A 26,718-nucleotide genomic window follows, 5' to 3' on the forward strand; every position below is an offset into this window, starting at 1 on the left:
CAGCTAATAGATCCTGTTATTCGATCAATTCGCGCAGCTCACGCATCATTTCGGTGCTGTCGGCAATGTTCAGTTCCACAAGACGGTGCAGGTGGCTCATGGAGTCGATGTCGATGTACAGGCACACGAAGCCCAGCCGCGTGGGTTCTTCATGGCGCAGTTCGACCTGCATTTTCACCCAGGTATCGGCGTCGAGCTGAATAACGGCCTCGTAGTTCTGGGTAGGGTCCGGGGTCCAGTCGGTCGGGCGCTCGACCAACAGGCCTTTGAGGGAGAGATCGATGAGTCTGGCAGGCCAGCGCTGTTCGCCTTGGCGAAGTTCGGCAGGTGCGTCGAAATCGATGCGTTGGAAGCGGCGGCGTTCGGAAGGTGGCGGGGTCATGGCGAGTCCTCATCTGATGTTCAGACTATAGACCAGCCATGATCCCGCACTCGTCCTTACGCTACTTGACGATATTCACGTCGCTGCAGTTGTAGAAACCCTCACCTGCAGCGTCATCGCGTTGCCAACGAGTGTAGACCACACGTCGGCCAGTGTGCTCTTTGAGATCGACATCGAACTCGTAATAACCATTGACAGGCTGGACATCTCCGATTTCCTGTACTAGCTCCAAGTCATCCCATTTCAAAGGCTGCTGGGTGGGGTTGTAGTCCGGCTTGGACACATAGATTTCCCAGTAGCTAGGGTTGTGCGGCGCCATGATTTTGTAGCGCATGTGGGCTTTGTTGTCGTCATCTTTTTTCCAGTCCTGGACGTGCCAATCGGCAGGGACGTCCAGGCCGCTCTTGTCATTGACCTGCGCAGCCTTCGTTTCCGTGTCCGTCAGGCTATTGCCTGCCGAGCACAGCTGACCATCTGGAATGGCTTTTTTGACAGCCTCCTTATTGCGGAAATCAACGACGTTCTTCGACACCTCATGCCATTGATTGAACTGGTAAACAGCCTGTTGCGCATTGTTGCCAAACTTTTTATAGACATGTTGGTAAGCAGCCTTGCACCCAGGGCTCTTGATGTTGGAACCGTCGACTGGCCAGTTGTAGTCACCCTGTTGATAACAGTAGTACTGCCTGGAAACAGGCATCTCCACTGCGCCATGCATCGGCTCCACAGGTGCGGCATTGACGTGCACACTGCCCGCCGCAAGGCTGGCTGCGATGATGAGATGAAGTGAGTTCATGGCGACTTCCTCGCTAGAGTTGGAAGTACCAAGGTCGGCCAATCGGCCCTGGCTCGACAACTGGCAGAACTACCAGGTAGTCGGTGGTGCAGTACCGCTCTACCACGTGAAGTTGCGCTGTAGATCGGCATGCAATTGGAGATGGTAAAGGCGACCAGCAGGCCCTAGACTCAGTGTGCTGACCATTCCAACCTCTCAGCTGGAAGCCAACTATGAACAATAACAACAGCCTGCTACGCCACCTCCCGTGGCTGGTGCTGGCAGTCCTGGGAGCCTGCGCGCTGGGTGTCGTCGCCCTGCGCCGTGGCGAAGCGATCAATGCCTTGTGGATCGTGGTCGCGGCAGTGGCCATTTACCTGGTCGCCTACCGCTATTACAGCCTGTTCATCGCCACCAAGGTGATGCAACTCGATCCACGCCGCGCCACCCCTGCGGTGCTCAACAATGACGGTCTGGACTATGTTCCAACCAACAAGCACATCCTCTTCGGCCACCACTTCGCGGCCATCGCCGGCGCAGGTCCCTTGGTCGGGCCAGTACTGGCGGCGCAGATGGGCTACCTGCCCGGCACCCTGTGGCTGATTGCCGGTGTGGTACTGGCAGGTGCCGTCCAGGACTTCATGGTCCTGTTCCTGTCCACCCGCCGCAACGGCCGTTCACTGGGCGACATGGTGCGTGAAGAGATGGGCCGCATACCGGGCACCATCGCCCTGTTCGGCTGTTTCCTGATCATGATCATCATCCTCGCGGTGCTGGCGCTGATCGTGGTCAAGGCCTTGGCCGAGAGCCCCTGGGGCATGTTCACGGTGATGGCGACCATCCCGATCGCCATGTTCATGGGCGTCTACATGCGCTATATCCGCCCCGGCCGCATTGGTGAGATTTCCATCATCGGCGTAGTGCTGCTGCTTGCTTCCATCTGGCTGGGCGGCCAGATTGCTGCGGATCCGGTCTGGGGCCCAGCTTTCACCTTTACCGGTGTACAGATCACCTGGATGCTGGTGGGCTACGGCTTCGTCGCCGCCGTGCTGCCGGTCTGGCTGGTGTTGGCCCCGCGTGACTACCTGTCGACCTTCCTCAAGATCGGCACCATCGTGGGCCTTGCCATCGGCATCCTGATCATCGCCCCTGAGCTCAAGATGCCAGCGTTGACCCAGTTCACCGATGGCACCGGCCCGGTCTGGAAGGGCACGCTGTTCCCGTTCCTGTTCATCACCATCGCTTGTGGCGCGGTATCGGGGTTCCATGCCCTGATCTCGTCGGGCACCACGCCCAAGCTGCTGGATAACGAAAACAACGCCCGCTACATCGGCTACGGTGGCATGCTGATGGAATCGTTCGTGGCGATCATGGCCATGGTCGCGGCTTCGGTGATCGAGCCGGGCGTGTATTTCGCCATGAACAGCCCGGCTGCCGTGGTAGGTGCAGACACGGTTCCGGTGGCGCAGACGGTCAGCAGCTGGGGCTTCTTGATTACGCCTGAGCAGCTTGAGGCGGTTGCCCGTGACATCGGCGAGCACACCATTCTGGCCCGCGCCGGCGGTGCGCCGACATTGGCCGTGGGTATCGCGCAGATTCTTCACCAAGTGTTGCCAGGCGAGAACACCATGGCGTTCTGGTACCACTTCGCCATTTTGTTCGAGGCCTTGTTCATCCTCACCGCCGTGGACGCCGGTACTCGTGCCGGGCGCTTCATGTTGCAGGATTTGCTGGGCAGTTTCGTGCCGGCGCTCAAGCGCACCGAGTCGTGGGGCGCGAACCTGCTGGCTACTGCCGGTTGCGTGGCCATGTGGGGCTACTTGCTCTATCAAGGCGTGATCGACCCACTCGGGGGTATCAACACCCTGTGGCCGCTGTTCGGCATTTCCAACCAGATGCTGGCCGGTATCGCATTGATGCTGGGCACCGTGGTGCTGATCAAGATGAAGCGCCAGCGCTACATCTGGGTCACCCTGCTGCCAGCCACCTGGTTGCTGATCTGCACCACGGCGGCCGGCCTGATCAAGCTGTTCGATCCCAACCCAGCCGTGGGTTTCCTGGCCTTGGCCAAGAAATACAGCACCGCGCTGGACGCTGGGCAGGTACTGGCACCGGCCAAGGACATCGGGCAGATGCAGCACGTGATCTACAACGCTTATACCAACGCCGGGCTGACCATCCTGTTCCTGCTGGTGGTGTTCAGCATTCTGTTCTTCGCGATCAAGGTGGGTTACGCCGCCTGGGGTCGCAAAGAGCGGACCGACAAGGAAACCCCGTTCCAGGCACTGCCTGACGCTTGAGAGGACTGCTGCGATGTTCAATGACCTGGGTCGGCTGGGCAAATACCTGGGGCAGGCTGCACGCCTTATGGTGGGCATGCCTGATTACGACAATTACGTCGAACACATGAACAAAACGCATCCGGACAAACCGGTCATGACGTACGAAGCGTTCTTCCGAGAGCGCCAGGAAGCGCGTTATGGTGGCAAGTCCGGGCCCAAATGCTGTTAAGCCACAAGCGTTGAGCTGTACCGGCCTCACTGTCGGCAGCCTGCGTTCATCGACCAGCCTGCTCCCCTTGGGGGCAGCCACTGGCGGTCAACGCAGGCCTGTCGCGGTGGGGCCTGTGTTTTTTCCGAACAGGAGATGTTCTGCGTGCAGACCCCGATTCCCGTAACCGTACTGACCGGCTTTCTCGGTGCCGGCAAAACCACGCTGCTCAAGCACATGCTCAAGGCCGAGCATGGCCTGCGGCTGGCCGTGATCGAAAACGAGTTCAGCGAAGCAGGCATCGACAGCCAGTTGCTCGGCGACGAGCCGGTGCAGGTCATGACCCTGGCCAACGGCTGTGTGTGCTGCAGCATTCATGGCGACCTTACCCGTGCTCTGTTCCTGCTGCTGGAGCGGCTCGACGCTGGCGAAATCGCCTTTGATCGGCTGGTGATCGAGTGCACAGGGTTGGCCGACCCTGCGCCAGTGGCACAAACGTTCTTCATCGACGAAGAGCTGCGCGAGCGGTACATCCTGGACGGCATCATCACCCTGGTCGACGCCGCCCATGCCGACGTCCATCTGACCCAGACCATCGCCCAGGCCCAGGTGGGCATTGCCGATCGCCTGTTGCTGAGCAAGACCGACCTGGTGGAGCCGGCCACCGTGCAAGCCCTGCGCGAGCGCCTGGCCCGCATCAATGGGCGGGCAGCCCTGCATGTGGTCGAACAAGGCTGCATCGACCTGGGTGCACTGCTCGATGTACGCGGCTTCAACCTCAACCCAGACCTGGGCGTCAACTTCAAACCCACCCTGCGTCCAGTGCTCAAACCCGCCACCCCGGACCGTATCGCCACCTTGGTGTTGCGCACCGACAAGGCGCTGGATATCGACCGCCTCAGCGACTTCATGAATGGCCTGTTGGAAACCCATGGCACGCAGTTGTTGCGTTACAAGGGCGTGCTCAATATCGCGGGCGAGGACCGCAAGCTGGTGTTCCAGGGCGTGCTCAAGCTCTACGGGTTCGACTGGGACGCTGAATGGGCAGAGGCCGAACCGCGCGAGAGCGTCATGGTGTTCATTGCCGACGACCTTCCCGAAGCTACGATTCGGGCCGGCTTCGAGGCGCTGACGGGCGAGTGACGGGCTGAGCCTGGGCGCCGAACCAACCCGGCCAGGAGCTTCGATGGCGGGTGTGCTGCTCCACGCAAGGGATCAGGCGCTGGGCCAGCACGTCGGTTTGCCGCACCGCCTTGGCCGTGCGGTACTTGGCACTGTGGATGCACTCACGATCGCCAAACTCGCACCGGTTCAACGTGGTACCGCCGCAGGGCCCGTTCGCCAGGCCCTTGGGGCAGGTCTCGGGGCAGGTGTACAAGGTGTCTTCAAGGCGGCAACGACCGCAGGTGTCGCAGCCAAGCAGGGGCCGCTTTACGGCCCGCTCCAGGCTGTGCAGCACCTGGGCGCCCAGGCCTGTCGTCCACATCGGCTGGCGAACCGCCCACCCGAACAGCTGACTCACCGGATTGCTACGGCTGAACAGCAGGCCATGCATGCCATGCATGGCGTGGTAGCGGGCTTTCTGCGCAAACGTGGCCACGACACGTGACTCTCCCTCGCGCCACGCCGCCTGCGGTGGATGAAACGTCACCGCCGGTAGGCCAGGCATTTGCCAGCTGGCCTGCCAGGCAGGCGCCCATTGCTCCAGCGTGGTCACGTGCGCCTGCCAGTGCTCAAGGCGTGCCTCCAAGGCAAGCAGCTGGCTGGGCTCATGAATGCCCGACAGGTGCACGCCGGCGTAGCCCATCAGCTTCACCCCAATGACCTGCAGGGCCAGGCGGTCGATGCTGCGCGCCTGGGCAAAAGCCTTGGATTGCGCCGTCTCGGCTGCCAGCATTTGCCGCATCGACGGGGTGACGGTCACGCCTGCGACATGATCGAGCATGCCCGCGCGGCCTTGGGTAAGGCTCATGAGACAGGCCAGCAGGGGTTTAGGCGCGCGTTGGCGGCGCATCCAGTGCATGGCCTCCTGATGCTTGGCGGCATCGAAACCTAGCTGCAGGATGAAAAAGTCGGCACCGGCTGCCAATTTCTTTTCAGCCTTCAGGTACTGAGCGGCACCTTCCTCCTCTCGGTACTTGAACGGGTTGAGTGCTGCGCCCAGCCACCAGTGTGGATAGGCCTGGCGGGCGATCTGCAACGCTGCGACCGATTCCAGGTACCGCACCGGGCGCTCGCCTGGCGTATGGCCTGGCAGGCGATCCCCTGTCAGCATCAGCAGCTGGTGCTGGCCTGCAGCGTCCATGCGCCGCATCTGGGCGAGCAAATGGTGGCGCTCCCGGTCCTTGCCGGAGAAGTGAGGCAGGGCGGGCACCGGGTGCTCGAAACAGGCCAAGGCGTCCAGGGGAGACATGTCCAGCGGGCTGCTCACTCGGTCACCGATGGCAAGTGTCATCGGCCAGCCACACACTTGCCCACGGGCCATTATTGCGTCCATCGCCGCAAAACGCTCTGCTGACGGTTTGGGAACGAACTCCATGACGCAAGCGAATTGCTGCTCTTGCAGGGCGGTTTTGAGCACGCTCATGACGGACACCGGGTGTGGGCAGGCTGGCATTGTGCGCCAGCCCTGCGAGCGGGTCATGCCCGGGTGCGCAGGGCACTGATCTGATCAAGACATGGCAATGAGCCGCGGGCGCGCCCAATGTGAGTGAACATGAGAAAAACTTGGGTTGATCTCAAATTTATTGAGTTTGTTTCAAACGCCAATCGATCTGAAAATGCCGCCATCATTTCTGCACACTGGGGAACACACATGGCACTGGCGCACAACCTGGGCTTTCCACGCACTGGCAACGACCACGCGCTGCGCGCACGTCATTGGCAAATGCAGAAAGACGCCGGGATCGAGCTGTTGCCTGTGGGCGATGTGGACTGGCAGGGTGGGGCCGTGCGCGACCCTCGCACGCCAGTGACGCAGCCTTTCACCCAGCTTGCCGATCAGCTGCTGAAGGAAGTGGCCCAGGCCAGTGCGCTTGGCCACACCGTCAAACCTGTTCTTGTCGGCCCTTTGACCTATTTGTGGCAAAGCGCGGCGCAAGACGGGCACAGCCTGGTGCTGGAATGTGTAGACGAACTGCTTCCGCACTATGACGACGTTCTCAATCGTCTGGCCGAACTAGGCGTGCAGTGGGTGCAGATCGATGAACCGATCCTTGCCCAGGCGCTGCCGCAGGACTGGAAAAACGCCTACGAGCGGGTTTACAACATTCTGCAGCGTGCCCCGTTGAAGAAGCTGATCGCGACATGGGCCGGTGGCTTGCAGGGCAACCTTGGCCTGGCCGCGAACTTGCCGGTGGACGGCTTGCACATCGACCTGGTGAGTGACCCTGAACAGCTGACGACCACCCTGGACCGTCTGCCTGCCTACAAGGTGCTGTCGCTGGGCCTGGTCGATGCAGAAAACGATGCCCAGCATGCCCTGGACAGCAAGTGGCACTGGCTGTGTGAAGCCAATGAGCGTCTGGGGGAGCGACTGTGGATCGGTACGGCCTGTTCACTGCTGCACAGCCCGCTGGGCGTCGCCGTGCAGGCCTGTGAGGATGTCGCCCGGCTGGCCAAGGCGCTCAATGACCCGATCAAGGCGACGCCACCCACGTTCGATGCCCTGCAGGTGGCCAGCGCCTGATCGTGCATGGCAGGTGCCGCTGCGCACTGGCGTGCTTAGCGGCCCCGGGTGCCCGTGGCTCGGTTGATCAGCGCTCGATCGCCAGGGCCACGCCTTGTCCACCACCGATACACAGCGTGGCCAGGCCTTTCTTGGCATCGCGCTTGATCATCTCGTGCAGCAAGGTGACCAGCACGCGGCATCCGGATGCACCGATGGGATGACCCAGCGCAATCGCCCCACCGTTCACGTTGACCCGCGAAGCATCCCACGCAAGCGCCTTGCCAACCGCCAGCGCCTGGGCCGCAAACGCCTCGTTGGCTTCGATCAGATCCAGGTCGGCCAAGTGCCAGCCTGCCTTGCCCAGGCAGCGTTCAGTCGCAGAGACAGGGGCGATCCCCATTACGGCAGGGTCGACTCCAGCGCTGGCATAGGCCGTGATCCTGGCCAGCACGGGCAAGCCCAATGCCTGGGCCTTTTCAGCGTTCATCAGCAGCACTGCCGCAGCCCCATCGTTGAGGCTGGAGGCATTCCCTGCCGTCACGCTGCCATCCTTCTTGAAGGCAGGACGCAGTTTGGCGAGGGATTCGACCGTGGTGTCCGAGCGTGGCTGTTCGTCTTGGGCGAAAACCTTGGGCTCGCCTTTTTTCTGGGGCAGCAGGATCGGGGTGATTTCAGCCTCGAAGCGGCCAGCGGCGATGGCTGCCACCGCCTTGCGCTGCGACTCGGCCGCAAAAGCGTCCTGCTGTTCGCGGCTCAGCCCGTATTCTTGCACCAGGTTTTCGGCAGTGATGCCCATGTGGTAATCGTTGAACGCGTCCCACAGGCCGTCGCTGATCATGCTGTCGATCAACTGACCATGGCCCATGCGCTGGCCGGTGCGGGCAGAAGGCATGACATAAGGGGCGAGGCTCATGTTTTCCTGGCCGCCGGCGATCACCACCTCGGCATCGCCGCAGCGAATGGCCTGGGCGCCCAGGTGCAGTGCCTTGAGCCCCGAGCCGCAGACCTTGTTCAGGGTCAAGGCAGGCACGCTGAACGGCAGGCCTGCCTTGATGGCTGCCTGACGAGCAGGGTTCTGCCCGGCGCCGGCCGTCAGCACCTGGCCCATGATCACCTCGTCGACCTGCGCCGGATCCAGCCCGGTTTGCTCCAACAGATGCTTGATCACGGCTGCCCCCAGGTCGACGGCCGGGACGCCAGCCAGGGCGCCCTGGAAGCTGCCGATGGCGGTGCGGGTCGCGGCGACGATCACCACTTCGTTCATGTTGTTGTTCTCCGTCTGAAGGTGAGGGCACCCAGCATCGGCGCATTTTGCTCATTTGTTAAGTTTGTTTTTGTTGCCTATTGATAGGAAAACCGAATCAATGCCTAGGCGCAGGAAGAGGGCGTCCGGACAGGGCGCTCCGTCGCCAGTCGGCCACCGATTTTGCATCGCTGCGCTCAACCCTTAAGATGTGTCGCCTGACCTGCGGGGTGAGTCTTACCCCTCAGTCCACTTTTGAAAACGCCCTGCGTGGCGTTATCGTGCATAAACCAGACGAGGTACAGACATTGGCCATCATTCATCCTAAGGTCCGCGGTTTCATCTGCACCACGACTCATCCCAAGGGCTGCGAGCTCAACGTCCGTGACCAGATCGAAGCCACCCGCAAACGGGGCGTACGCGAGGATGGTCCGAAGAAGGTGTTGGTCATCGGTGCCTCCAGTGGCTACGGCCTGGCGGCGCGCATCACTGCCGCCTTCGGTTTCAAGGCCGACACCCTGGGCGTGTTCTTCGAAAAGCCAGGCACCGAAACCAAAGCCGGCACCGCCGGCTGGTACAACGCGGCGGCGTTCGACAAGTTCGCCAAGGCCGAGGGCCTGTACAGCAAGTCGATCAACGGTGACGCCTTCTCCGACGAAGCGCGGGCCAAGGTCATCGAGCTGATCAAGAACGACATGGGCGGCAAGGTCGACCTGGTCATCTATTCGCTCGCCTCACCGGTGCGCAAGCTGCCACAGACAGGCGAACTGGTGCGCTCGGCGCTCAAGCCGATTGGCCAGCCGTACAAGTCGACGGCCATCGACACCAACAAGGACGCCATCATCGAGGCCAGCATCGAGCCGGCCACCGAGCAGGAAATCGCCGACACCGTGACCGTCATGGGTGGCCAGGACTGGCAGCTGTGGATCGATGCCCTGGCCGGTGCCGATGTGCTGGCCGAAGGCGCCCGCACCGTCGCCTTCAGCTACATCGGCACCGAAATCACCTGGCCCATCTACTGGCACGGCGCCCTGGGCAAGGCCAAGCAGGACTTGGACGACACTGCTCTGCGCCTGGACCAGAAGCTGGCGGCTGACGTAAAGGGCGGCGCCAATGTGGCTGTGCTCAAGTCGGTCGTGACCCAGGCCAGCTCGGCCATCCCGGTGATGCCGCTGTACCTGTCGATGGTGTTCAAGATCATGCAGGAGAAGGGCGTCCACGAAGGTACCCAGGATCAGCTCGATCGCATGTTCCGTGACCGTATGTATCGCACCGACGGCGCGCCAGCGCAGGTCGACGAGAAAGGCCGTCTGCGCCTGGACGACTGGGAACTGCGCGACGACGTGCAGGACGCCTGCAAGGCCATGTGGCCACAGGTGACTACCGAGAACCTGTTCGAGCTGACCGACTATGCCGGTTACAAGAAGCAGTTCCTGAACCTGTTCGGCTTCGAGCGCACTGACGTCGACTACGACGCAGATGTGGCGACCGACGTGCAGTTCGATTGCGTCCAGCTGTAATCGAGCGCTCTGGGTTCAGATTACCGGGGCTGCCAGGCAGCCCCGGTATTCATGCTGCGATGCCGACCTCCAGGGCGCAGTCCACTGGATGGCAGCCCCTCATCAAGCCTTGCGCGACAGCGGCAGTGTCTCGAACTTGACGCCTGCCAGGCCATACGCGATCAGCGCACGGATATTCCCATGGTCTTGGCCCTCGGGTGTGGCCTGCACATCTCGATAATGCTCGCCAAAAGCCAGCAGCGCTTCACGATCACTCAATCCCTCGAGCAACGCCAAGCCCAAGGTCTTGCATGAACCTTCGTTCTGCCCGGCTGCGTTTTCGACGTCACCGTTGCTGAAGGCCCGGGGCTGATAGGCATAGTGTTCGGCAATGAATGCCAGGGTGTCGGCGAACACATGTTCACCACTGTCCAGGCTGGCGCGCAGGGTAGTCAGATCAGTCACGGGGTTTTCCTTGTTCGAATGCGGCCTGCTGCTGGGGGCTGGCCTCTTTCTGGTACTGGGCCTTCCACTCGCCGTAAGGCATGCCGTAGACGGCTTCGCGCGCCTCGTCCAGGCTCAGGTCCAGCTGCCGCTCGTCGGCTGCCGCCTTGTACCACTTGGACAGGCAGTTGCGGCAGAACCCGGACAGGTTCATCAGGTCGATGTTCTGCACGTCGGTGCGTGAACGCAGGTGTTCCACGAGCCGGCGGAAAGCGGCGGCTTCCAGTTCGAGCTGTTGCTGTGGGGTCATGGGCTTCTCTCAAATAATGCGGTTTTTCAGGTGGCGGCCACCATTGATGACCACTTGGCTGCCGGTGCTGTACTGACTGGCAAGCAGGTACTTGACCGTCTCGATCAGCGGCCCGGCGCCCGGTTCGAATTCCAGCAGTGCCTTCTTCAGTGTCTGTTGGCGATAGGCTTCGTCGCCGCCCTCCTTGAGGATCAGCAGCCCAGGCAGAATACCGTTGACGTGCACCGTGGGCGCGTACTTTTCGGCGAACGACAACACCATGTTCTGCAGCGCGGCCTTGGTGGCGGCATAGCCGATGTGGCTTTTGCTGCCGCGCGAGGATGTCTCGTCGCAGACGTGGATGATGTCAGCCTTGTCGACCTTGGCCAACAGCTCGCCCAAGGCCAGGTTGAGATGATAGGGCGCTTCGACATGAAGGCGGAACATGGTCTCGAGGTTGGCCAGGCCATCGTCGAGCCACAGCGAAGCGTTGTGGATGACGGCGCGCAGGCCATCGTAATGGCTGTAGAGGTAGTCGACCAATGCCTGGCGATCGGCCACCTGGCACAAGTCTGCCGTGAACGGGATGATGTTGGGGTGTGGCGATTGCGGCTGGACGCTGCGGCTGGCACTGACTACCGTATGGCCGGCCTGGGCCAGTTCCATGGCCAGGGCCAGCCCGACGCGTTGGCTGGCTCCGGTTATCAGGATAGGGCTGTTCATGTTCGGGGCGGTCAACTGTATCTGTCGAGGGTTGCCGCCCAGCATACCCCAACTGCCCAGCGCGTGTGAGGCCTGCGCCTACCGGCTACGCCAGGCGTGTTCACGTGTTGACGAACCCTGCAGCCAGCCCGCCAGCAGGTGCGTTGAAAGGGGGATGAACAGGTACACCATCAGGGGGGTGAGCGCCAGGGTGCTCACAAGCACGCGTGGCAACAGGTCCATGCCTGCCAACCAGTGACCGAACAGCATATTGAAAGCCAGTGACACCGGAAAGAACGCCAGCCAGATCGCCGTGGCCTGCTTCCAACGGGGTGGTTTACGCACCAAGGCAGTGCCGAACCAGTCGTTTATGCCACTGACCCGTGCCTCTCTGGGGCGCTCGAACAGCCCGTTGCCCCGCTTGAGCCAGGCGCGCCGGGAAGCCGAATGTTCCCAGGCATGCAGGGTCGGCTCGTCACTGAAGCGGAAGATGATCTGAAACTCATCGCCGTCGCGCGGCGGTGCGAGAATCCCTGAGCCCAGGTAGCCGGGGAAGTCGGTGGCCAGCTGTTCGCCCTCATGGAGCCAGGCCAGCAATTCTTCGTAGCGGCCGTCGGCGGCGCGCCGCGACACCATCAAGGTGACGGGGGATCTAGACATCGTGTATCTCCTGACGACGAGGCTGGCGGGTAGCTGGCCCCTTGGCTGTGTCGGCCGGGGTGGTGGTCGACTCAGTTAGGCATGCAAGAAGTGGGCGCGGATTATGGCGTATCGCCCGGGCAGGCGTAAGTCATAGGGTGGGTAAACACGGCGCGTTCGTCGGGTGTGGGCTTCAGCCGGGCATTTGCGTATGCAACTCAGGGTGAGCCAGCCGGTGCTTGTGGAGAATGAAATCGCGCAGGCGTTCGATGTCATCCTGGGCAGTGCCACTCAGGTCATAAGCGGCCTTCGATCCGTCGATACGCCGGCCGAGCTTGCCGTGAAGCTCGATTGGGCAGACCCCGTCCGGGGCGAATCGGAGCGTGAAGACATCAGGGGCGTCAGGTAGGTCGCGCGCTTGCACAAGCACACCTTTGACAGAAATGTCACACACCCAGAGCCCGCTGTCGTCACCATGGGCGTCGAGCAGCGCACAGGGCGGATCAAGGGTCAGTCGCCAGGGTCGCAGCCTGGGGCCTATCTCGAAAATGTCGGGCGCGCCCAGTTGCAATTGCAGCGTATGGAACTCGTCTTCGATCAGCTGCAGCGGAATGCTGATTTGCTGGTTGTCGACATGGGCCTGCAAGGTGACTTGCTCATGCGCGACCAGGCGCGTCAACAGGCCCTGGATGCGGCTGTCCCCATTGACCAGGAGGCTCGTCATGGCTTCGGCCATGTCGAACTGCGGGGAGTGCTGGACATCCTGGATATAGTCCAGCTCATCCTGGGTCAAAAGCGTGTCGGGGGGCATCTCGAAACTCGATGTGGATGGTTCTACAACTCAGTTGACTCCAAAAAACAACCGGGGTTCAGGTCTGGTCACCGGCTTTCTGACGAACGCGCAGCTCGGCCAATTCGCGTTCCATTTCCACTTGCCGGGTAACGTCCTTCTGAATGCCGATGAAGTACAGGCGCTGGTCAGCCGCATGCCTTAGCGGGGTAATCGAAAGCTCGTTCCAGAACGCGGTGCCATCCTTGCGGTAGTTACGCAGCACTTCACGGCAGGCCCGGCCCTCTGCCAACGCCTTGCGGATGCGCGCGCGGCCCAGTTGGTCGCGGTCGTCTCCCTGCAGGAATCGGCAGTCCTGGTACAGGATTTCATCTCGGCTGTAGCCGGTGAGGCGCTCGAAAGCCGCATTCACGTAGATGAGGATGGTGTCGTCGCCTTCCTGTTCGGCGACCACGATACCGTCGTCCGAGGCATCGACCATCGATTGCAGCAACTGCGCAGTGATCATGTGTAGGTCATGCAGTGAAGGGATGAGGGCCACGGGCATTACCACGGCCTTGTGCCAGCGCTGGGTGCTAGTATCCTACGATTTCACTCAGTATCGGAAACCTTTTCCCTGATGAAAGTCGTCATTATTTCCGGATCGGTGTACGGCACCGCCGAAGAAGTCGCCCGTCACGCCGAATCGCTGCTCAAGGCTGCTGGCCTGGAGGCCTGGCACGCCAACCGAGCCTCTTTGCCCGACCTGCAGGCGTTCGGCCCGCAGGCAGTGCTGGCGGTGACCTCCACCACCGGCATGGGCGAGCTGCCCGACAACCTCATGCCCCTCTACAGCGCCATTCGCGACACCCTGCCGGCCGCCTGGCGTGGCCTGCCGGGTGCAGTCATCGCCTTGGGCGATTCCAGTTATGGCGATACGTATTGCGGCGGCGGCGAACAGATGCGCGAACTGTTTGCCGAACTTGGCGTGCACGAGGTGGTGCCCATGCTGCGGCTCGATGCCAGCGAGAGCGTGACACCGGAAACCGATGCCGAGCCGTGGCTGGCTGAACTGGCCCAGGCACTGAACGCCTGACGTTTTGCAGGACGGGAACGCAGCCGGCAACCAGACAGGCTGCGCCTACCGCTGGTGCAGGTGACTCGCTCAGTCATCAAGCTGGCTGGCAACGCAAGTTCAAGCGCCTCGGCCGCTGGCTAGACTGTGTCTCGACATAGAGAGCACATGAAAGTGCCGAGGTGACATGCAATGACAGCAGCCTTGCCCTATCGCGTCCATATTCCTTAACCCGGTGCCTTCCGATGCCCATGGCCGAAATTCCATTGTGCGTCTGGCGTACCCGGGGACAGAGTTTCACATTCCGGGGTCAGAGCATCCGCTACTGGACCGCAGGGCAAGGAACGCCCCTGCTTTTGCTACATGGTTTTCCTACAGGGAGCTGGGACTGGCATTACCTGTGGGGGCCTCTGGCCCAGCGCTATCGGGTGGTGGCCTGCGACATGCTAGGGTTCGGCGATTCGGCCAAACCGGTTGATCACGTCTATAGCCTAATGGAGCAGGCCGACTTGCAGCAGGCCTTGCTGGCTCACCTGCAGATCGAGCAGCCGGTGGATGTGCTGGCTCATGACTACGGCGGTAACGTGGCTCAGGAACTGCTGGCTCGGCATCATGAACAGCGTGCCAGTATCGCCAGCTGCGTCTTTCTCAACAGCGGCCTGTTTCCTGAAGGCTGTCGCATGCTGCTGCTGCAGAAGCTGCTGCTAAGCCACCTGGGGTGGTTGGTGGCGCGTTCGTTCAGCCGTGATGACTTGGTGCGTCACCTGACCCGTGTCTACGGGCCGTGTACCCACCCGAGCGAAAGCGTGCTCGACGACTTCTGGAGCATGCTGGCTGCCAATCGCGGCACGCGCGTGCTGCACAGGCTTGCCGGTTACGTGCCTGAACGCATGCGCCACCGTGATCGCTGGACACAGGCGCTGCAAGGGACGGTGCCGTTGCGTCTGATCGCGGGCGCAGTCGATCCCCTTTATGGCGCGCACATGGTCGAACACTACCGTCGGCACGTACCGACCGCCGATGCCGTGCTGTTGCAGGGTATTGGTCATCATCCGCATACCGAAGCGCCGCAACAGGTGTTGCGTCATTACCTGGCGTTCAGGGAGCCCGCCCAGGCGTTCGGCTCGCTCAAGGTGGCCCAGTCCTGACCCGTTGAAGCGGCAACCAGGCCCTTGAGCACTAAATCGCAGGCAAAAAAAACCGCTGCCTTTCGCAGCGGTCAATCGAGACGTCAGATCAAGGAGCTTCAAAATCTACGTCGATACACCTGGCTGACACCGCGAGCGGGGGGAGAGCCCTCGGTGGCAGCCAGTGATCCGATAATAAGCAATTGAATCCGCTGGAAAAACCGCATACGGCGACATTCACCGTTACATACCAGGCAACAGTCTGCAGTACTCAAGGCGCTGGGCAGTGCCCCATGCGCCAGCTTGTCTCGCGCGTGGCAGCCAGTAGCCGCTGCGCCGCAGGGCCTTGTTCATCGGCCTGGAACATCGACGTGGGCCCCACCACCGTCATCACCGCAGCGATCTGCCCCATGGCGTTGAAGATCGGTGCCGACAGCGCATCCACACCCGGCATCAGCAGCCCGTGGATGTGGTGCAGGCCGCGTTCACGTATACCTGCCAGTACCTGCTGATAATCATCAGGCCGCTGCTTGAGCTGGGTCAGCTCGCGCGCCATCAGGTCCACGGTTTCCCGCTCAGGCAAATGGGCCGCGAACACCAGCCCGGTGGACGAGGTCAGCAGCGGCAATACCGAGCCGATCTGCGTCACCACGGTGACGGCGCGCACGGCCGGTTCGATGCTTACCACGGTCGCCCCCTGGTTGCCCCACACCGCAATGAAGCAACTCTCGTTCAATTCATCACGCAGATGGGAGAGCGGCAACGCGGCGACTTTCAGTACATCGATGCTGCCCAGCGCGGCCATGCCCACGCGCAATGCTTCGCGCCCCAGACCGTAATGATTGGTGGCCGCATTCTGTTCGGCGAACCCGCTGGCAATCAAGGCTTGCAGGTAACGATGCACCTTGCTCGCCGGCATCTGGACATGCTCTGCGAGCCTGGACAGTGACGTAGAAGGCGAGAGTTCGGCCAATGCCTTGAGGATGTCGGTGCCCACCTCGGCTGAGCGGACCTTCTGCTTGCCGTTGTCGGTAGGGGAGCTGGCTTTGGCCATCGGTAGGGTCATCCGCGAGTCATCGAGTCGCGCCTTTATAGCTTGACGCCTGGCGCAGAGCAAATTACGTTATTCGTAATCTGATTACGATAAAAACAATGCAGATGCGCCGCCGTTCCCTCGGGCAGCAGCAACTGCTCCCACAGGCCGCCCCGGCCCGGAGGCATCGATGAATCGCGACCCTGCACCTGACCTTCACTACCTCAGCGGTTTCGGCAACGAATTCACCAGCGAAGCGTTGCCAGGCGCATTGCCGGTCGGGCAGAACTCGCCTCAGAAAACCCCCTATGGGCTCTATGCCGAGCTGCTCTCCGGCACAGCGTTCACCATGGCCCGTCATGAGCTGCGCCGCACCTGGATGTACCGCATCCGGCCGTCGGCCGCTCACCCGCGTTTCGAGCGCCTTGCGCGCCAGCCTCTGAGCGAGGCGTTGGGTACGATTACGCCCAACCGCCTGCGCTGGAACTCGCAGCCCATCCCGCAAACGCCGACCGACTTCATCGAGGGTTGGGTGCCCATGGCGGCCAATGGCCCTGCTCATTCGCCTGGCGGTGTGAGCATCTACATCTACTGCACCAACCGCTCCATGGAGCGCGTGTTCTTCAACGCCGACGGTGAGCTGTTGCTGGTGCCTGAGCAAGGTCGCCTGCGCATCGCCACCGAGCTGGGTGTCATGCAGGTCGGCCCGCTTGAAATTGCAGTGATTCCCCGCGGCATGAAATTTCGCGTCGAGCTGGTCGATGCCCAGGCGCGTGGCTACCTTGCCGAAAACCACGGCGCGCCCCTGCGCCTGCCGGACCTGGGGCCCATCGGCAGCAATGGCCTGGCCAACCCTCGCGATTTCGAAACGCCGGTGGCCGCTTATGAACAAACCACCGGGCCGGTGCAGCTGGTACAGAAATTCCTGGGGGAGCACTGGGCATGTGAACTCCAGCATTCGCCGCTGGACGTGGTGGCCTGGCACGGCAGCAACGTGCCTTACAAATACGACCTGCGCCGCTTCAATACCTTGGGCACCGTCAGCTTCGACCACCCGGACCCCTCGATCTTCACCGTGCTCACCTCACCGACCAGTGTGCACGGCCTTGCCAACATGGACTTCGTGATCTTCCCGCCGCGCTGGATGGTGGCCGAGAACACCTTCCGTCCACCGTGGTTCCACCGCAATCTGATGAACGAGTTCATGGGGCTGATCGACGGTGCCTACGATGCCAAGGCCGAAGGCTTCGTGCCCGGTGGCGCCTCCCTGCACAGCGTCATGAGCGCCCATGGCCCGGATGCCGAGACGTGCGACAGGGCCATCGCCGCCGAGCTTGCCCCGCACAAGATCGAGAACACCATGGCGTTCATGTTCGAGACCAGCCAGGTGCTGCGCCCGAGCCAGTACGCCATGGCCTGCCCGCAGTTGCAGACCGACTACGACAGCTGCTGGGCCACCTTGCCCAGCACCTTCAACCCGAACCGGAGATAACCCATGAACCAACACGCTATCGCCCGCAGTTGGGTGAGCCATGCCAATGGGCACAGTGACTTCCCGCTGCAGAACCTGCCCTTGGGTATCTTCAGTCGTGGCAGCGAGGCCAGACGCTGTGGCGTGGCCATCGGCGATGCCATCCTCGACCTTCAGGCGGTGCTGGGCTTGGGTTTGTTCGAAGGTCAGGCCAAGGCGGCGGTACTCGCTACGCAGGGCGGCACCTTGAATGGGTTCTTCGCACTGGGGCGCGGAGCGCGCGTGGCGCTGCGTGAACGGCTGCTCGAGTTGCTCGGTGAGCAGTCCGAGCACCAGGCAATGCTGGAAGGGGCGCTTTACCCCGCCAGCACTTGCCAGATGCACGTGCCGGCCCAGATCGGCGATTACACCGACTTCTACGTGGGCATCGAGCACGCCCGCAACATCGGCAAGTTATTCCGCCCCGACAACCCCTTGCTTCCCAACTACAAGTACGTGCCCATCGGCTATCACGGCCGTGCATCGACCATTCGCCCCTCCGGGACGGATGTTCGCCGGCCCAAGGGCCAGACATTGCCCGCCGGGCAGAGCGAACCGAGCTTCGGCCCCTGTGCGCGGCTGGACTACGAGCTGGAGCTGGGCATCTGGATCGGGCAGGGCAATGACATGGGCCAGGCCATCCCCATCGGCGATGCCGCCGAGCACATCGCGGGCCTGTGCCTGCTCAACGACTGGTCGGCGCGAGACATCCAGGCGTGGGAATACCAGCCACTGGGGCCGTTCCTGTCCAAAAGCTTCGTGACCACGATTTCGCCCTGGGTCGTCACGGCCGAGGCGCTGGCGCCCTTGCGCTGCGCTCAGCCGGCCAGGCCGCACGGGGATCCCCAGCCGCTGTCCTACCTGCTCGACAAGCGTGATCAGGCAGCCGGTGCATTCGACATCGAACTGGAGGTGCTGCTGCTCACCGAGCGCATGCGCGAGGACGGTGCTACACCGCACCGCCTGGCCCTGAGCAACACCCGCAGCATGTACTGGACGGTGGCCCAACTGGTGGCGCACCACAGTGTCAACGGTTGCCAGTTGCAACCCGGCGACCTGTTCGGTTCCGGCACCCTGTCAGGTGCCGCCCCAGGGTCCTATGGCAGCTTGCTGGAAATCACCGAGGGCGGTAAGCACCCGGTGGAGTTGCCCAATGGCGAAGTGCGCAAGTTTCTGGAGGACGGCGACGAAGTCATCCTGCGGGCACGGGGTGTGTGCGACGGCGAGGTGAGCATCGGGTTCGGCGAGTGCCGTGGCCGGGTCATCGCGGCCAACTGAGGAGACGCAGGCATGGAGCTGTATACCTATTACCGTTCCACCTCGTCCTACCGGGTGCGGATTGCCTTGGCCCTCAAAGGGCTGAGCTTCCGTGCACTGCCCGTCAACCTGCTGAAAGGCGAGCATCGGCAAGCCGGTTACCTGGGTATCAATGCCCAGGGCCGGGTACCCACCCTGCGTACAGACGGTGGAGAGCTGCTGGTGCAATCCCCAGCGATCATCGAGTACCTGGAAGAGGCCTACCCGCAGCCCGCCCTGCTACCGGAAGGTGCAGCGCAGCGCGCCCAGGCCCGCGGGGTGGCGGCGATCATCGGCTGCGACATCCACCCCCTGCACAACGTCAGCGTGCTCAACCGCCTGCGTGAAGCGGGCCAGGATGAAGTGCAGATCAACCAATGGATCGGTCATTGGATAAGCCAGGGGCTGGGGGCTGTCGAGCAGGCGATCGGCGATGATGGCTACTGCCTGGGCGATACGCCCGGCCTGGCGGATGTCTATCTGATACCGCAGCTTTATGCCGCCGAGCGATTCGGGATCGACCTGGGGCGTTACCCGCGCATCCGCAGAGTGGCGGCGTTGGCGGAGCAGCATCCGGCGTTCATGCAGGCTCATCCTTCGCGTCAGTCCGATACACCGCGGTGAGCGCACCAAGCCGCGGTTGATCTGAGAAGTCGTTCATTGCCTAGCGTGGCTTGGATGACTGCTCAGGCGCCTCATCATGCGCATCGGCTTTGCGTTCCTTGGTTGCGCTCCTGTAGGCCCTGTCGTTGAGCGACTGCAGGAGGATTTGGTTAAGCGATAGCTGAGCTGCAAGCTGAGCCTGTTGCATAACCATGCTTTGAGCCTGTATTTCCTTGAGCTCCTTGAGTGTGGCATTGGCTTCCACAAGTTGACTGGCGATCTTTCTGAGTTGAACGTTAGACACTTTCGGCTGTTCGCTCTGTGTCGTCTGTCCGCACCCTGGCAATCCCATGAAAGTCAGCGTCAAAGTGGTTATGGCAGTTATGCGAGTCGGTATGTTCAAAGCTTGCTTTCCTTGCTAATGGGTGCGCTGAGCCTGTGAGGTTGCGCATTGCAGATAGTCCGTTGTGCCAGATCATCACTAATTCTGGTGATCCAATCCAGTTACTTGTGCCCCTGCGCCATTACTTTTAGAAAGACGTTAGCCCCCGCTCATCTGCCGTCAGTGAATCGAGCGATTGATCGAAGGCAGCTGACCCAGTCGCTCGCTCACTGCCAGTCGCTGCACAGGGTCTTCCGTGAGCAGCAACGCATGTTCCAGGTCGAAGCGTTCGGCGTGCGGGCAATCGAGTTGCCTGTACAGGCTTGCCCGGGCCAGGTAGTCGCCAACCTGGGCGGGCCCCAGTTGCATGACGCGCTCGGCATCGATCAGCGCCGCGAGTGGGGCATCATTACTGGTGTGCAGGTGGCGCAAGTTGCGTGACAGCCGTTGCAGCATCTGCATCGCGCTGGCCGGGCGCAGGTGCTCGGCGCTCAACGCGGTGCCAGGGCCGTACTGGCGGATCAGCAGCTCCCGGCAATCATTGGGGTAAAGACGCCGACCGCCGCAGGGGTCGAGCAAATGGTCGGCACCCGGCACGCGCAATAGGAAGTGCCCCGGGAAGCTGACACCTTCGAGTGGAATGGACAAACGTTGCGCAAACTCCAGTGCCAGGATGGCCAAGGCCAACGGTTGGCCGCGTCGCCTTGTCAGCACATGGTTCATCAAGGCAGCGTGCGGACGCAGCGGCAGGTATTCATCCTGTTGGAAACCCAACGCGTTGAGCTGGCGCAAAAGCGGCTGGGCAAGTTCAGTGGCCGCCACCATGGGCAGGTGAATGCTGATGGTGTGCTGCATGTTCTGGCAGATGGCCTGGCAGGCATCAGGGTCGACGCTTGGGTCATGTTCGACGGCGATCCACAGCGCAGCTTGCAGCAGGGCGGCAGGCTTGTTTTCAAGGCAGGCCAGGCAGGCTTGACGTGGCTTCATGGGCTTCTCCACTCACCCTTGAGTAATAGCCGGCCAGAGCGGTTTCGTCCAGTTGTCCGGTAGCCCGGCCTGCCCGGTTCAGGTGCCTATACTGGATGCTGCACCTCATGGGGGAGCCAGGCCATGTTCGCACTGATGCAAAGCACCCGTACTCAGTCACTGCATGTGTTCAACGATCCGCAGACAGGCCTAGAAGCCGTCGTGGTCATTCACAGCGAGCGGTTCGGGCCGGCCATGGGCGGTTGTCGCTACCTGGCCTACACCGATCATGAGAGTGCCATCACCGATGCAGTCACCCTGGCCCAGGGCATGAGCTACAAAGCGGCAATGGCGGGCCTGCCGTTCGGGGGCGGCATGGCGGTCATTTTGCGCAGTCCGCATGTGAACGACCGCGCCGCCCTGTTCGAGGCACTCGGCCGCTGCATCGATAGCTTGCAAGGGCGACTGCTCATTGCCCTGGACAGCGGCACCTCGACGCTGGACATGGACTGCCTGGCGCAGGGCACCCCCCATGTTGTCAGCACGACGGCGCTGGGTGACCCTGCCCCACATGCGGCGATGGGGGTATTCGCGGGCCTGCGCGCCACCGCCCATGCACGGCTGGGCAGCCACAACCTGGAAGGGCTGCGTGTTGCCGTTCAGGGACTGGGGAGCGTGGGGTATGCGCTGGCCGAACATCTGCATGCATCCGGTGCAGACCTGCTGGTCAGCGACCTGGAGCCAGGCCGGGTGCGACTTGCAGTGGAGCAGTTCGACGCACAACCGATTGCCCACGATGCGCTACCCAGTACACCGTGCGACATCTTCGCCCCATGCGGCGTAGGCCCGGGATTGAATGGGCAAAGTGTGATGCAGTTGAGGTGCGCGGCGGTGGCAGGCGCTGCGAATAATCAGCTGGCATCGCTGCATGTTGCCGATCAGTTGGAGGGGCGAGGAATTCTCTATGCGCCTGATTACGTGATCAACGCAGGCGCCCTGATCTACTCGGCGTTGGCTCACAAGGGCGAAAGAGCGGAGGCGATCACCGCCCATATTGCCCGTATACCTGCCCGACTCACCGAAGTGTTCGGCCATGCCCAGGCTGAAAAGCGTTCACCTGCACGTGTGGCGCAGGCGCTGGCGGAACGTTTGCTGTACGCGTGATTTCCGCGCCCTTAGGCAATCAAGGCACCAGCGATCGCTATTGAGCAGCATCGCCCTCGAGCAGTTCACCCAGCGCGTCAGGCTGGCTCTTGAACGCCCTGGCAAACACGTCGCGGTTCTTCGCCATGTAGATACCAGCTTCTTCTACCTGCTGCTCACTCAATGATGGCACGGCCTTGTGCAGCACCTCTGCCAGGCGCTCAGCCAGTTCGAGCATCTTGTCGTGACGGTCTGCTTCGGCTTTATCCATGATTTATCTGACCTCAAAGTGCCTAGATAGCGGGGGGATGAGAGCTCCGCAGCCCCGCGTCCCGTCAGACCTGCGACGTAAGGTCTTGATTAGTCCAGTCAACTGGTTTACGTTAAAAATGTGCCAATGTAGCACCGTAGGTTGTTAGATAGTTGGCAGACGACGGAGTTATCCGCGGCCCAGCATCTGTACCTTTAAGACATAAACTAATGTCAAGGTGCGGATATATGGGCGGCAAAAATATATTTATACGTTTTTTGTTTGAAATTCTCACCGGTTATCAATTGCTGTCCGTGCTAGTTGATTATAAGTCAACTAGCTGTCTTAAGTTAAGATCAAACTACTCGATTGGGGATGGCTTATTAAAGTCGCTTTGGTCGCAGGCTGATAAAATTCATTCGAAGACAACTTCTGCAACTGATGCTGAAGGAGATGTCTCATGCCTGGACTAACTAGAAGAACTAAATCAGTTAGGACTGTAGGGTTAGAGTACAAGGTTCTTAAGTTTTCACATCAACACGTAGCTAGGTACCAGTTGGTGGCAGTAGAAACGTTTGTACCTTGTCTTAGCGCTAGTCTGTACGAAGTAGCGTATTCAATGGGTAATCGTCGCTATAAGGCGAGTATTCGTACAGTGCTCTACCACGTTGCCTTTTTATTCACATGGGGAAACATAACTGGGCTCGATATCGAGCGCATGCTGCTTGAGGGGAAAGGACTAGATTTTAGATGTGTAAGAAAATTTGCCAATTGGCTTGAGAAGATTATATCGCCGCCGGTTGATGGGACCCAGATAAACAAATATGTTTGTAAGATCTTACAAAGCTGCAGCACTTTCTCAATTTGGTTTGTTGAGAACTATACACCTTTGTTTGCTACCGGTATTGACGTCAATGTTAGCTATATTCGTTTAATTGAAAGCCATAAGAAAGTTTGGTCTAGTGTAATGGTGAGCGGCAGAAAAGAGCTAATCGCGCATGACCTGACGGACGATGAATTGAAAAAAATAGAGGGGTTTTTAGTAGGGCAGCTTTCAAGTGCGAACGTGACTCGCGGCTTGAATCTAAGAAACTACATCATGTGGCGCTTAGTTAGAAGGTTTGGATTAAGGCTAGGCGAGTTGTTAGCATTACGCCTAGTGGATATTGATCTGACTGGTTTATATCCTTTTTTGGAAATTATCCGCATAGAGGATAGAGGGGCAGATTATTCTGATCCGCGAGCTCCCAATAATCCACTTGTTAAAACTTTTGGTAGGCGGCTTTATTTTAGTCCTGGTGATGAGGGGATGATTAGAGCCATTGAGGAGTATGTAGATACATATAGAGTTAAAAGAAAAATAAAAGGAGGGTTTACAGCTTATCTAGACCACGAATTCCTGTTGATCTCTCACGGTAACGCCTCGCTGGGTAATCCACTATCCTGTTCAGCGGCAAATAAAGTCGCTTGCATGATTAGCAATGAGTGTGTCAAAGCTTTTCATTGGCATCTCGTACGCCACGCTGTGTTCAATAGGCTTTACGAAGCTGCAAGTTTGCTAGAGAACAATTCTACGGAAATAGATCACGTAGTTTACATGGGAGGATGGAGTAGTCCTGACTCATTAAAAGGTTATGCTCGGCGCGCGATTCGGGATAAGGCAAGAAGGGAGTTGATGAGGTTAAATTTTGAGGGGTAAGCAATGGGTATTGAAGTCAATGATTCTGGTGAATTTGAAGATGAAGTCGGGCGGCTATATGTAAGATGTAATGCTGATCCGAGTAGTCCATTTTTCATTGATGTGACGACAGATTATGTTGAAGCGGTGTGGAGAAGGGCTAGATATTCTATTGATCTAAGCAGATACCAGCTCCCAGTAGTAATTATTGAGGTGGTCAAAAAGTACCTAGTGCACAAGCTTGAGTCGGTTTGCCCTAGAATCCTGAGCTCAGTGCACGCGGGGATCTCTTGCTTGGAAAGGCACTGGCAACCTTCATGGAAGGACTTTTCAGATATGTCTCTCGGGAAATTGTTGAGCGTTATGACATCATCCCATGCGGAGGCGACCGAGTTTCGAAGGTTCTACATTTACGCTGCTTTTCAGGGGTTGGCAGGTGCGGACGAGATTCATGCATTGGAGTTAGAGGCTATAAGGCTTAAAAAGCCTCACCCAACTTTAAGGATACTGGAATGGCACGAGACGCGCGGGGCGCTAACAAGCTCCGAAATTGAAGTGGTTCGAAAAGCAATGATCATTTCTGCAGAGGGGGAATCCACGGCGGATTTCACCTCAAGGCTGTTTACTTGGATCTCGTTCGAAACATTAAAGAGACCTATCCAGTTGCATGAAATGTTCCGTGATGCATTGTGGGTACCCGATTCGATGGCAGAAGGGGGCCAATATTTCCTTAGAATGCCTAAGGCAAAATATCAAACAGGACAGGCGTCAGAGCTTTGGCCCATAACTACTCAACTTGCTAATGCCATTCTCGAGTACTCCTCATCTCCTAAGGTTAAGGCGTTACAGGAAAGGACTGGGAGGTTGTTAGTGAGTTCAAGGGAGGGAGAATCATCAAATTTTGGACGGGCGATAACTGGCTGGTGTAGCAGATTAAAGCTGATCAGTCCGCGTACGAATAGGCCTCTAATCTTGACACCCTATAGAATCCGACATAGCGGAGCTACACAGATGGCCGCCCAAGGCGCGTCTAGGGACGAGATACAATATGTACTTGAGCATGACTCCGTGCATGCAGCTGATGCTTACATTGACTGTTTGGCTTCTGAGTTTTGCCCGTTGTTGGAGCGAGCAAACAGAAAATTAGGTGGGATATTCTCAGAGTTAAATGGTTTATTTTTCGCCGGTCAGCTTGGGCATAAGAGTTCGGGGATGCCTATATTGATACCGGTCGTAAATCAGCCAGCTATAGTAGGGGAATGTGGCAAGTCCGGATCTTGTGGGCATCATCCATTTTTTAATTGTTACAATGGTTGTAGGTATTTCATTGCATGGCGCAACGCAGACCATAAAAAATCTTTAGATTACCTAGAGTCTGAATTAGAAAGATGGGGTAGAGCTGAGGGTGGAAAGGAAAGGAGTAAGATACTGAAAGAGCTGGAGCGCGTATACCAAGCGGTTAACGATGTTATGGCTAGGATCAATAGTGGGGAATGACGAAGATGGATATTCACTCAAAGTTGCGTGGTCATGGCCTCCCAGAGCCTTTGATAAATTTGGCAGCATCACTTGTTGAGGGGTTAAAGCCTTCAGTCGATTTTTTTTGTGATGAATGGAATATTCTCGACTGGGTTGAACGCCCTGGAAATCTGTCGCAATACAATTTGAGATTTTGCCGTATTAGAAATGACGAGCTTAGATTAGTTGCTAAAGTGTATATAGCAGCAAAGCGAGTCCAAGCGGGTGTAACCGCTGATGGTGCATTCGCCTCCATCGAGGCATTAGTTAGGCTTGATTTGGAAATGGGTAGTAAAGAAATCTCACGATTGAATCTATTGGATTTTAAAGCGGTTGAAAGGACCTACGCAGAGCGCGGGGTGACCGGGAAGATTTCAACTTTAACAACACTTCAGGGCTTTGCTAAATGGATGCAGAAGCGAATTGGTTTAAGGGTAATCTATGATGCTCCAAAAGGCAGATGTAAGTATGGCCGGCATGGAAGTGAAGAGGGAAGAGAGCGAAAGTTCCTACCTACAGAGGTGATTAGAGATTTATTCGGATTGGCCACTCATCCAGAACTTTCTTTTCGGGATAGATTTTATATTAGTGCGCTAGTGATTAACGCAGCTGTGGGCGGTAGAATCAATGAGCTGGCATGTCTTCCTGTAGATTGCTTGATACAGCAAGAGGGGAAATGGGTTATAAAAATATTTCCCGAAAAGGGAGGGCGATTGTACTTCCGACCATTTCCGCAAGATTTATACCCAGCAGTACGCGCAGCGGTAGAATTTATCACTGAACATACTGCGGAAGGGCGTCGTATTGTTAAGAAAATGAGATTGAATCCAGGGGTGAATTGGAAGGAAGTAAAAAAAACGCCTATTAGTTTGAAATATTATGCGCGTAAGTTTGTCGCGAAATGGGTGAGCGAATTCGATTTGTATACGCCGCGAGGGGTTTATTATCAATCTACAGGGCAATTTGTAGATGTAATTCAGTTGGTTGGACGCCTCGGGCGTGTGTCTGAGGTCGCGGCATTTCTGGGTGCCTCTACACGAACAGTTGTCAAGTTGCTTCAATGTCAGAAAGCTATGAATTCTAAGATATTTATGTATGAGAAAGCTTGGAATGAATATTTGCCTTTGACTTCAAATGTATATAAGTGGCGAAGCAGGTTGAGGCGCCACCCTCATGCTATATCGTTGCAGCGTCTTGAGGCATTTTGTGAAGTTACTGTTGCCGCTGACCGAAAA

At 59.1% G+C, this 26,718-nt stretch carries 28 protein-coding genes; 14 read left to right on the top strand and 14 right to left on the bottom strand.

The window, feature by feature from the left end:
• Positions 1-16 precede the first annotated feature (16 nt).
• Both B2Y33_RS03910 and B2Y33_RS03915 read right to left on the bottom strand, forming a co-directional pair.
• Positions 17-382: a PilZ domain-containing protein gene (locus B2Y33_RS03910; protein ID WP_027914394.1), complete on the bottom strand. Its 366-nt coding sequence runs from the start codon at positions 380-382 to the stop codon at positions 17-19.
• Between the two features lie 61 nt (positions 383-443).
• Positions 444-1,178 carry a lytic polysaccharide monooxygenase auxiliary activity family 9 protein gene (locus B2Y33_RS03915; protein ID WP_206405974.1) on the bottom strand — a complete coding sequence of 245 codons (735 nt, stop codon included), beginning with the start codon at positions 1,176-1,178 and terminating at the stop codon, positions 444-446.
• 212 nt (positions 1,179-1,390) lie between these two features.
• Here B2Y33_RS03915 and B2Y33_RS03920 point away from each other — a divergent pair, with 212 nt between their 5' ends.
• The 3 genes from B2Y33_RS03920 to yjiA all read left to right on the top strand — a co-directional run bounded on the left by B2Y33_RS03920 (position 1,391) and on the right by yjiA (position 4,790).
• Positions 1,391-3,457: a carbon starvation CstA family protein gene (locus B2Y33_RS03920; protein WP_288632765.1), complete on the top strand. Its 2,067-nt coding sequence runs from the start codon at positions 1,391-1,393 to the stop codon at positions 3,455-3,457.
• A gap of 13 nt (positions 3,458-3,470) precedes the next feature.
• Positions 3,471-3,668 carry a YbdD/YjiX family protein gene (locus B2Y33_RS03925; RefSeq protein ID WP_023534469.1) on the top strand — a complete coding sequence of 66 codons (198 nt, stop codon included), beginning with the start codon at positions 3,471-3,473 and terminating at the stop codon, positions 3,666-3,668.
• A gap of 144 nt (positions 3,669-3,812) precedes the next feature.
• Positions 3,813-4,790, top strand: coding sequence for a GTPase (yjiA, locus tag B2Y33_RS03930; RefSeq protein WP_206405972.1), 978 nt, complete (start codon positions 3,813-3,815; stop codon positions 4,788-4,790).
• On the opposite strand, the gene B2Y33_RS03935 is transcribed toward yjiA, so the two are convergent.
• Positions 4,750-6,234 (bottom strand): methylenetetrahydrofolate reductase C-terminal domain-containing protein, encoded by a 1,485-nt coding sequence (locus B2Y33_RS03935; RefSeq protein WP_206405971.1) that lies wholly within the window; start codon positions 6,232-6,234, stop codon positions 4,750-4,752. The genes yjiA and B2Y33_RS03935 overlap by 41 nt on opposite strands.
• A gap of 228 nt (positions 6,235-6,462) precedes the next feature.
• On the opposite strand from B2Y33_RS03935, the gene B2Y33_RS03940 reads away from it, so the two are divergent.
• Entirely contained in the window at positions 6,463-7,335 is an 873-nt protein-coding gene (locus tag B2Y33_RS03940; RefSeq protein WP_042139756.1) for a 5-methyltetrahydropteroyltriglutamate--homocysteine methyltransferase, read from the top strand.
• Between the two features lie 67 nt (positions 7,336-7,402).
• Here the strand turns inward: B2Y33_RS03940 and B2Y33_RS03945 are convergent, their stop codons facing one another.
• On the bottom strand, positions 7,403-8,581 hold the full coding sequence (locus B2Y33_RS03945) for an acetyl-CoA C-acetyltransferase (RefSeq protein WP_206405970.1): 1,179 nt from the start codon (positions 8,579-8,581) through the stop codon (positions 7,403-7,405).
• Positions 8,582-8,868: 287 nt separating this feature from the next.
• On the opposite strand from B2Y33_RS03945, the gene fabV reads away from it, so the two are divergent.
• The gene (gene fabV, locus B2Y33_RS03950) at positions 8,869-10,080 is read left to right on the top strand and encodes an enoyl-ACP reductase FabV (protein WP_027914399.1); all 1,212 of its coding nucleotides are present in this window, start codon (positions 8,869-8,871) and stop codon (positions 10,078-10,080) included.
• A gap of 102 nt (positions 10,081-10,182) precedes the next feature.
• Here the strand turns inward: fabV and B2Y33_RS03955 are convergent, their stop codons facing one another.
• The 6 genes from B2Y33_RS03955 to B2Y33_RS03980 form a co-directional block, all read right to left on the bottom strand.
• Complete coding sequence (locus B2Y33_RS03955; RefSeq protein ID WP_110607116.1) at positions 10,183-10,524, bottom strand: HopJ type III effector protein; 342 nt, start codon at positions 10,522-10,524, stop codon at positions 10,183-10,185.
• The gene (locus tag B2Y33_RS03960; RefSeq protein WP_027914401.1) at positions 10,517-10,813 is read right to left on the bottom strand and encodes a DUF1244 domain-containing protein; all 297 of its coding nucleotides are present in this window, start codon (positions 10,811-10,813) and stop codon (positions 10,517-10,519) included. Before B2Y33_RS03960 ends, B2Y33_RS03955 begins: the two co-directional genes overlap by 8 nt.
• Before the next feature lie 9 nt (positions 10,814-10,822).
• Positions 10,823-11,560: a dihydromonapterin reductase gene (folM, locus tag B2Y33_RS03965; protein WP_027914402.1), complete on the bottom strand. Its 738-nt coding sequence runs from the start codon at positions 11,558-11,560 to the stop codon at positions 10,823-10,825.
• Positions 11,561-11,593: 33 nt separating this feature from the next.
• Complete coding sequence (locus tag B2Y33_RS03970; protein WP_059183330.1) at positions 11,594-12,154, bottom strand: antibiotic biosynthesis monooxygenase; 561 nt, start codon at positions 12,152-12,154, stop codon at positions 11,594-11,596.
• Positions 12,155-12,326: 172 nt separating this feature from the next.
• Positions 12,327-12,944, bottom strand: coding sequence for a hypothetical protein (locus B2Y33_RS03975; RefSeq protein WP_206405969.1), 618 nt, complete (start codon positions 12,942-12,944; stop codon positions 12,327-12,329).
• A 58-nt stretch (positions 12,945-13,002) separates the two neighbouring features.
• On the bottom strand, positions 13,003-13,431 hold the full coding sequence (locus tag B2Y33_RS03980) for a PAS domain S-box protein (RefSeq protein WP_027914404.1): 429 nt from the start codon (positions 13,429-13,431) through the stop codon (positions 13,003-13,005).
• 111 nt (positions 13,432-13,542) lie between these two features.
• Between B2Y33_RS03980 and B2Y33_RS03985 the strand changes: the two genes are divergently transcribed.
• Both B2Y33_RS03985 and B2Y33_RS03990 read left to right on the top strand, forming a co-directional pair.
• A complete protein-coding gene (locus B2Y33_RS03985; RefSeq protein ID WP_028687624.1) occupies positions 13,543-13,998 on the top strand; it encodes a flavodoxin in 456 nt (151 codons plus the stop codon).
• A gap of 224 nt (positions 13,999-14,222) precedes the next feature.
• Positions 14,223-15,125, top strand: a complete 903-nt coding sequence (locus tag B2Y33_RS03990; protein ID WP_028687625.1) for an alpha/beta fold hydrolase — start codon at positions 14,223-14,225, stop codon at positions 15,123-15,125.
• A gap of 250 nt (positions 15,126-15,375) precedes the next feature.
• Here B2Y33_RS03990 and B2Y33_RS03995 read toward each other — a convergent pair whose 3' ends face one another.
• Positions 15,376-16,158, bottom strand: coding sequence for an IclR family transcriptional regulator (locus B2Y33_RS03995; protein WP_206405980.1), 783 nt, complete (start codon positions 16,156-16,158; stop codon positions 15,376-15,378).
• A gap of 169 nt (positions 16,159-16,327) precedes the next feature.
• Between B2Y33_RS03995 and hmgA the strand changes: the two genes are divergently transcribed.
• From hmgA to maiA, 3 genes are read left to right on the top strand one after another with little or no spacing between them, the layout of a single operon-like run.
• Complete coding sequence (gene hmgA / locus B2Y33_RS04000; RefSeq protein WP_206405968.1) at positions 16,328-17,629, top strand: homogentisate 1,2-dioxygenase; 1,302 nt, start codon at positions 16,328-16,330, stop codon at positions 17,627-17,629.
• A gap of 3 nt (positions 17,630-17,632) precedes the next feature.
• Positions 17,633-18,925: a fumarylacetoacetase gene (gene fahA / locus B2Y33_RS04005; protein ID WP_206405967.1), complete on the top strand. Its 1,293-nt coding sequence runs from the start codon at positions 17,633-17,635 to the stop codon at positions 18,923-18,925.
• A 12-nt stretch (positions 18,926-18,937) separates the two neighbouring features.
• On the top strand, positions 18,938-19,567 hold the full coding sequence (gene maiA, locus B2Y33_RS04010; protein ID WP_206405966.1) for a maleylacetoacetate isomerase: 630 nt from the start codon (positions 18,938-18,940) through the stop codon (positions 19,565-19,567).
• Positions 19,568-19,607: 40 nt separating this feature from the next.
• Here the strand turns inward: maiA and B2Y33_RS04015 are convergent, their stop codons facing one another.
• Positions 19,608-19,949: a hypothetical protein gene (locus tag B2Y33_RS04015; protein WP_027914411.1), complete on the bottom strand. Its 342-nt coding sequence runs from the start codon at positions 19,947-19,949 to the stop codon at positions 19,608-19,610.
• Positions 19,950-20,108: 159 nt separating this feature from the next.
• Positions 20,109-20,915, bottom strand: a complete 807-nt coding sequence (locus B2Y33_RS04020) for a SirB1 family protein (RefSeq protein ID WP_206405965.1) — start codon at positions 20,913-20,915, stop codon at positions 20,109-20,111.
• Positions 20,916-21,038: 123 nt separating this feature from the next.
• Here B2Y33_RS04020 and B2Y33_RS04025 point away from each other — a divergent pair, with 123 nt between their 5' ends.
• A complete protein-coding gene (locus tag B2Y33_RS04025; protein WP_027914413.1) occupies positions 21,039-22,058 on the top strand; it encodes a Glu/Leu/Phe/Val dehydrogenase family protein in 1,020 nt (339 codons plus the stop codon).
• A 37-nt stretch (positions 22,059-22,095) separates the two neighbouring features.
• Here the strand turns inward: B2Y33_RS04025 and B2Y33_RS04030 are convergent, their stop codons facing one another.
• Entirely contained in the window at positions 22,096-22,308 is a 213-nt protein-coding gene (locus B2Y33_RS04030; protein WP_181074086.1) for a YebG family protein, read from the bottom strand.
• A gap of 439 nt (positions 22,309-22,747) precedes the next feature.
• On the opposite strand from B2Y33_RS04030, the gene B2Y33_RS04035 reads away from it, so the two are divergent.
• From B2Y33_RS04035 to B2Y33_RS04045, 3 genes are all read left to right on the top strand, one after another.
• The gene (locus B2Y33_RS04035; protein WP_069553525.1) at positions 22,748-23,986 is read left to right on the top strand and encodes a site-specific integrase; all 1,239 of its coding nucleotides are present in this window, start codon (positions 22,748-22,750) and stop codon (positions 23,984-23,986) included.
• A gap of 3 nt (positions 23,987-23,989) precedes the next feature.
• Complete coding sequence (locus B2Y33_RS04040; protein WP_080761392.1) at positions 23,990-25,462, top strand: site-specific integrase; 1,473 nt, start codon at positions 23,990-23,992, stop codon at positions 25,460-25,462.
• 5 nt (positions 25,463-25,467) lie between these two features.
• Positions 25,468-26,718 (top strand): hypothetical protein (locus tag B2Y33_RS04045; RefSeq protein ID WP_288632767.1); only part of this gene is annotated, 1,251 nt, incomplete at its 3' end.

Source organism: Pseudomonas sp. UBA5666, from assembly GCF_002420785.1.
Classification (GTDB): domain Bacteria; phylum Pseudomonadota; class Gammaproteobacteria; order Pseudomonadales; family Pseudomonadaceae; genus Aquipseudomonas; species Aquipseudomonas fulva.

Excerpts from the sequence above, each read along its gene's own strand:
- B2Y33_RS03910 (WP_027914394.1), bottom strand. The coding sequence starts at position 382 with ATGACCCCGCCACCTTCCGAACGCCGCCGCTTCCAACGCATCGATTTC.
- B2Y33_RS03915 (WP_206405974.1), bottom strand. The coding sequence starts at position 1,178 with ATGAACTCACTTCATCTCATCATCGCAGCCAGCCTTGCGGCGGGCAGT.
- B2Y33_RS03920 (WP_288632765.1), top strand. The coding sequence starts at position 1,391 with ATGAACAATAACAACAGCCTGCTACGCCACCTCCCGTGGCTGGTGCTG.
- B2Y33_RS03925 (WP_023534469.1), top strand. The coding sequence starts at position 3,471 with ATGTTCAATGACCTGGGTCGGCTGGGCAAATACCTGGGGCAGGCTGCA.
- B2Y33_RS03935 (WP_206405971.1), bottom strand. The coding sequence starts at position 6,234 with ATGAGCGTGCTCAAAACCGCCCTGCAAGAGCAGCAATTCGCTTGCGTC.
- B2Y33_RS03940 (WP_042139756.1), top strand. The coding sequence starts at position 6,463 with ATGGCACTGGCGCACAACCTGGGCTTTCCACGCACTGGCAACGACCAC.
- B2Y33_RS03945 (WP_206405970.1), bottom strand. The coding sequence starts at position 8,581 with ATGAACGAAGTGGTGATCGTCGCCGCGACCCGCACCGCCATCGGCAGC.
- B2Y33_RS03960 (WP_027914401.1), bottom strand. The coding sequence starts at position 10,813 with ATGACCCCACAGCAACAGCTCGAACTGGAAGCCGCCGCTTTCCGCCGG.
- folM (WP_027914402.1), bottom strand. The coding sequence starts at position 11,560 with ATGCTGGGCGGCAACCCTCGACAGATACAGTTGACCGCCCCGAACATG.
- B2Y33_RS03970 (WP_059183330.1), bottom strand. The coding sequence starts at position 12,154 with ATGTCTAGATCCCCCGTCACCTTGATGGTGTCGCGGCGCGCCGCCGAC.
- B2Y33_RS03975 (WP_206405969.1), bottom strand. The coding sequence starts at position 12,944 with ATGCCCCCCGACACGCTTTTGACCCAGGATGAGCTGGACTATATCCAG.
- B2Y33_RS03980 (WP_027914404.1), bottom strand. The coding sequence starts at position 13,431 with ATGATCACTGCGCAGTTGCTGCAATCGATGGTCGATGCCTCGGACGAC.
- B2Y33_RS03985 (WP_028687624.1), top strand. The coding sequence starts at position 13,543 with ATGAAAGTCGTCATTATTTCCGGATCGGTGTACGGCACCGCCGAAGAA.
- B2Y33_RS03990 (WP_028687625.1), top strand. The coding sequence starts at position 14,223 with ATGCCCATGGCCGAAATTCCATTGTGCGTCTGGCGTACCCGGGGACAG.
- B2Y33_RS03995 (WP_206405980.1), bottom strand. The coding sequence starts at position 16,158 with ATGGCCAAAGCCAGCTCCCCTACCGACAACGGCAAGCAGAAGGTCCGC.
- hmgA (WP_206405968.1), top strand. The coding sequence starts at position 16,328 with ATGAATCGCGACCCTGCACCTGACCTTCACTACCTCAGCGGTTTCGGC.
- fahA (WP_206405967.1), top strand. The coding sequence starts at position 17,633 with ATGAACCAACACGCTATCGCCCGCAGTTGGGTGAGCCATGCCAATGGG.
- maiA (WP_206405966.1), top strand. The coding sequence starts at position 18,938 with ATGGAGCTGTATACCTATTACCGTTCCACCTCGTCCTACCGGGTGCGG.
- B2Y33_RS04020 (WP_206405965.1), bottom strand. The coding sequence starts at position 20,915 with ATGAAGCCACGTCAAGCCTGCCTGGCCTGCCTTGAAAACAAGCCTGCC.
- B2Y33_RS04025 (WP_027914413.1), top strand. The coding sequence starts at position 21,039 with ATGTTCGCACTGATGCAAAGCACCCGTACTCAGTCACTGCATGTGTTC.
- B2Y33_RS04030 (WP_181074086.1), bottom strand. The coding sequence starts at position 22,308 with ATGGATAAAGCCGAAGCAGACCGTCACGACAAGATGCTCGAACTGGCT.
- B2Y33_RS04035 (WP_069553525.1), top strand. The coding sequence starts at position 22,748 with ATGCCTGGACTAACTAGAAGAACTAAATCAGTTAGGACTGTAGGGTTA.
- B2Y33_RS04040 (WP_080761392.1), top strand. The coding sequence starts at position 23,990 with ATGGGTATTGAAGTCAATGATTCTGGTGAATTTGAAGATGAAGTCGGG.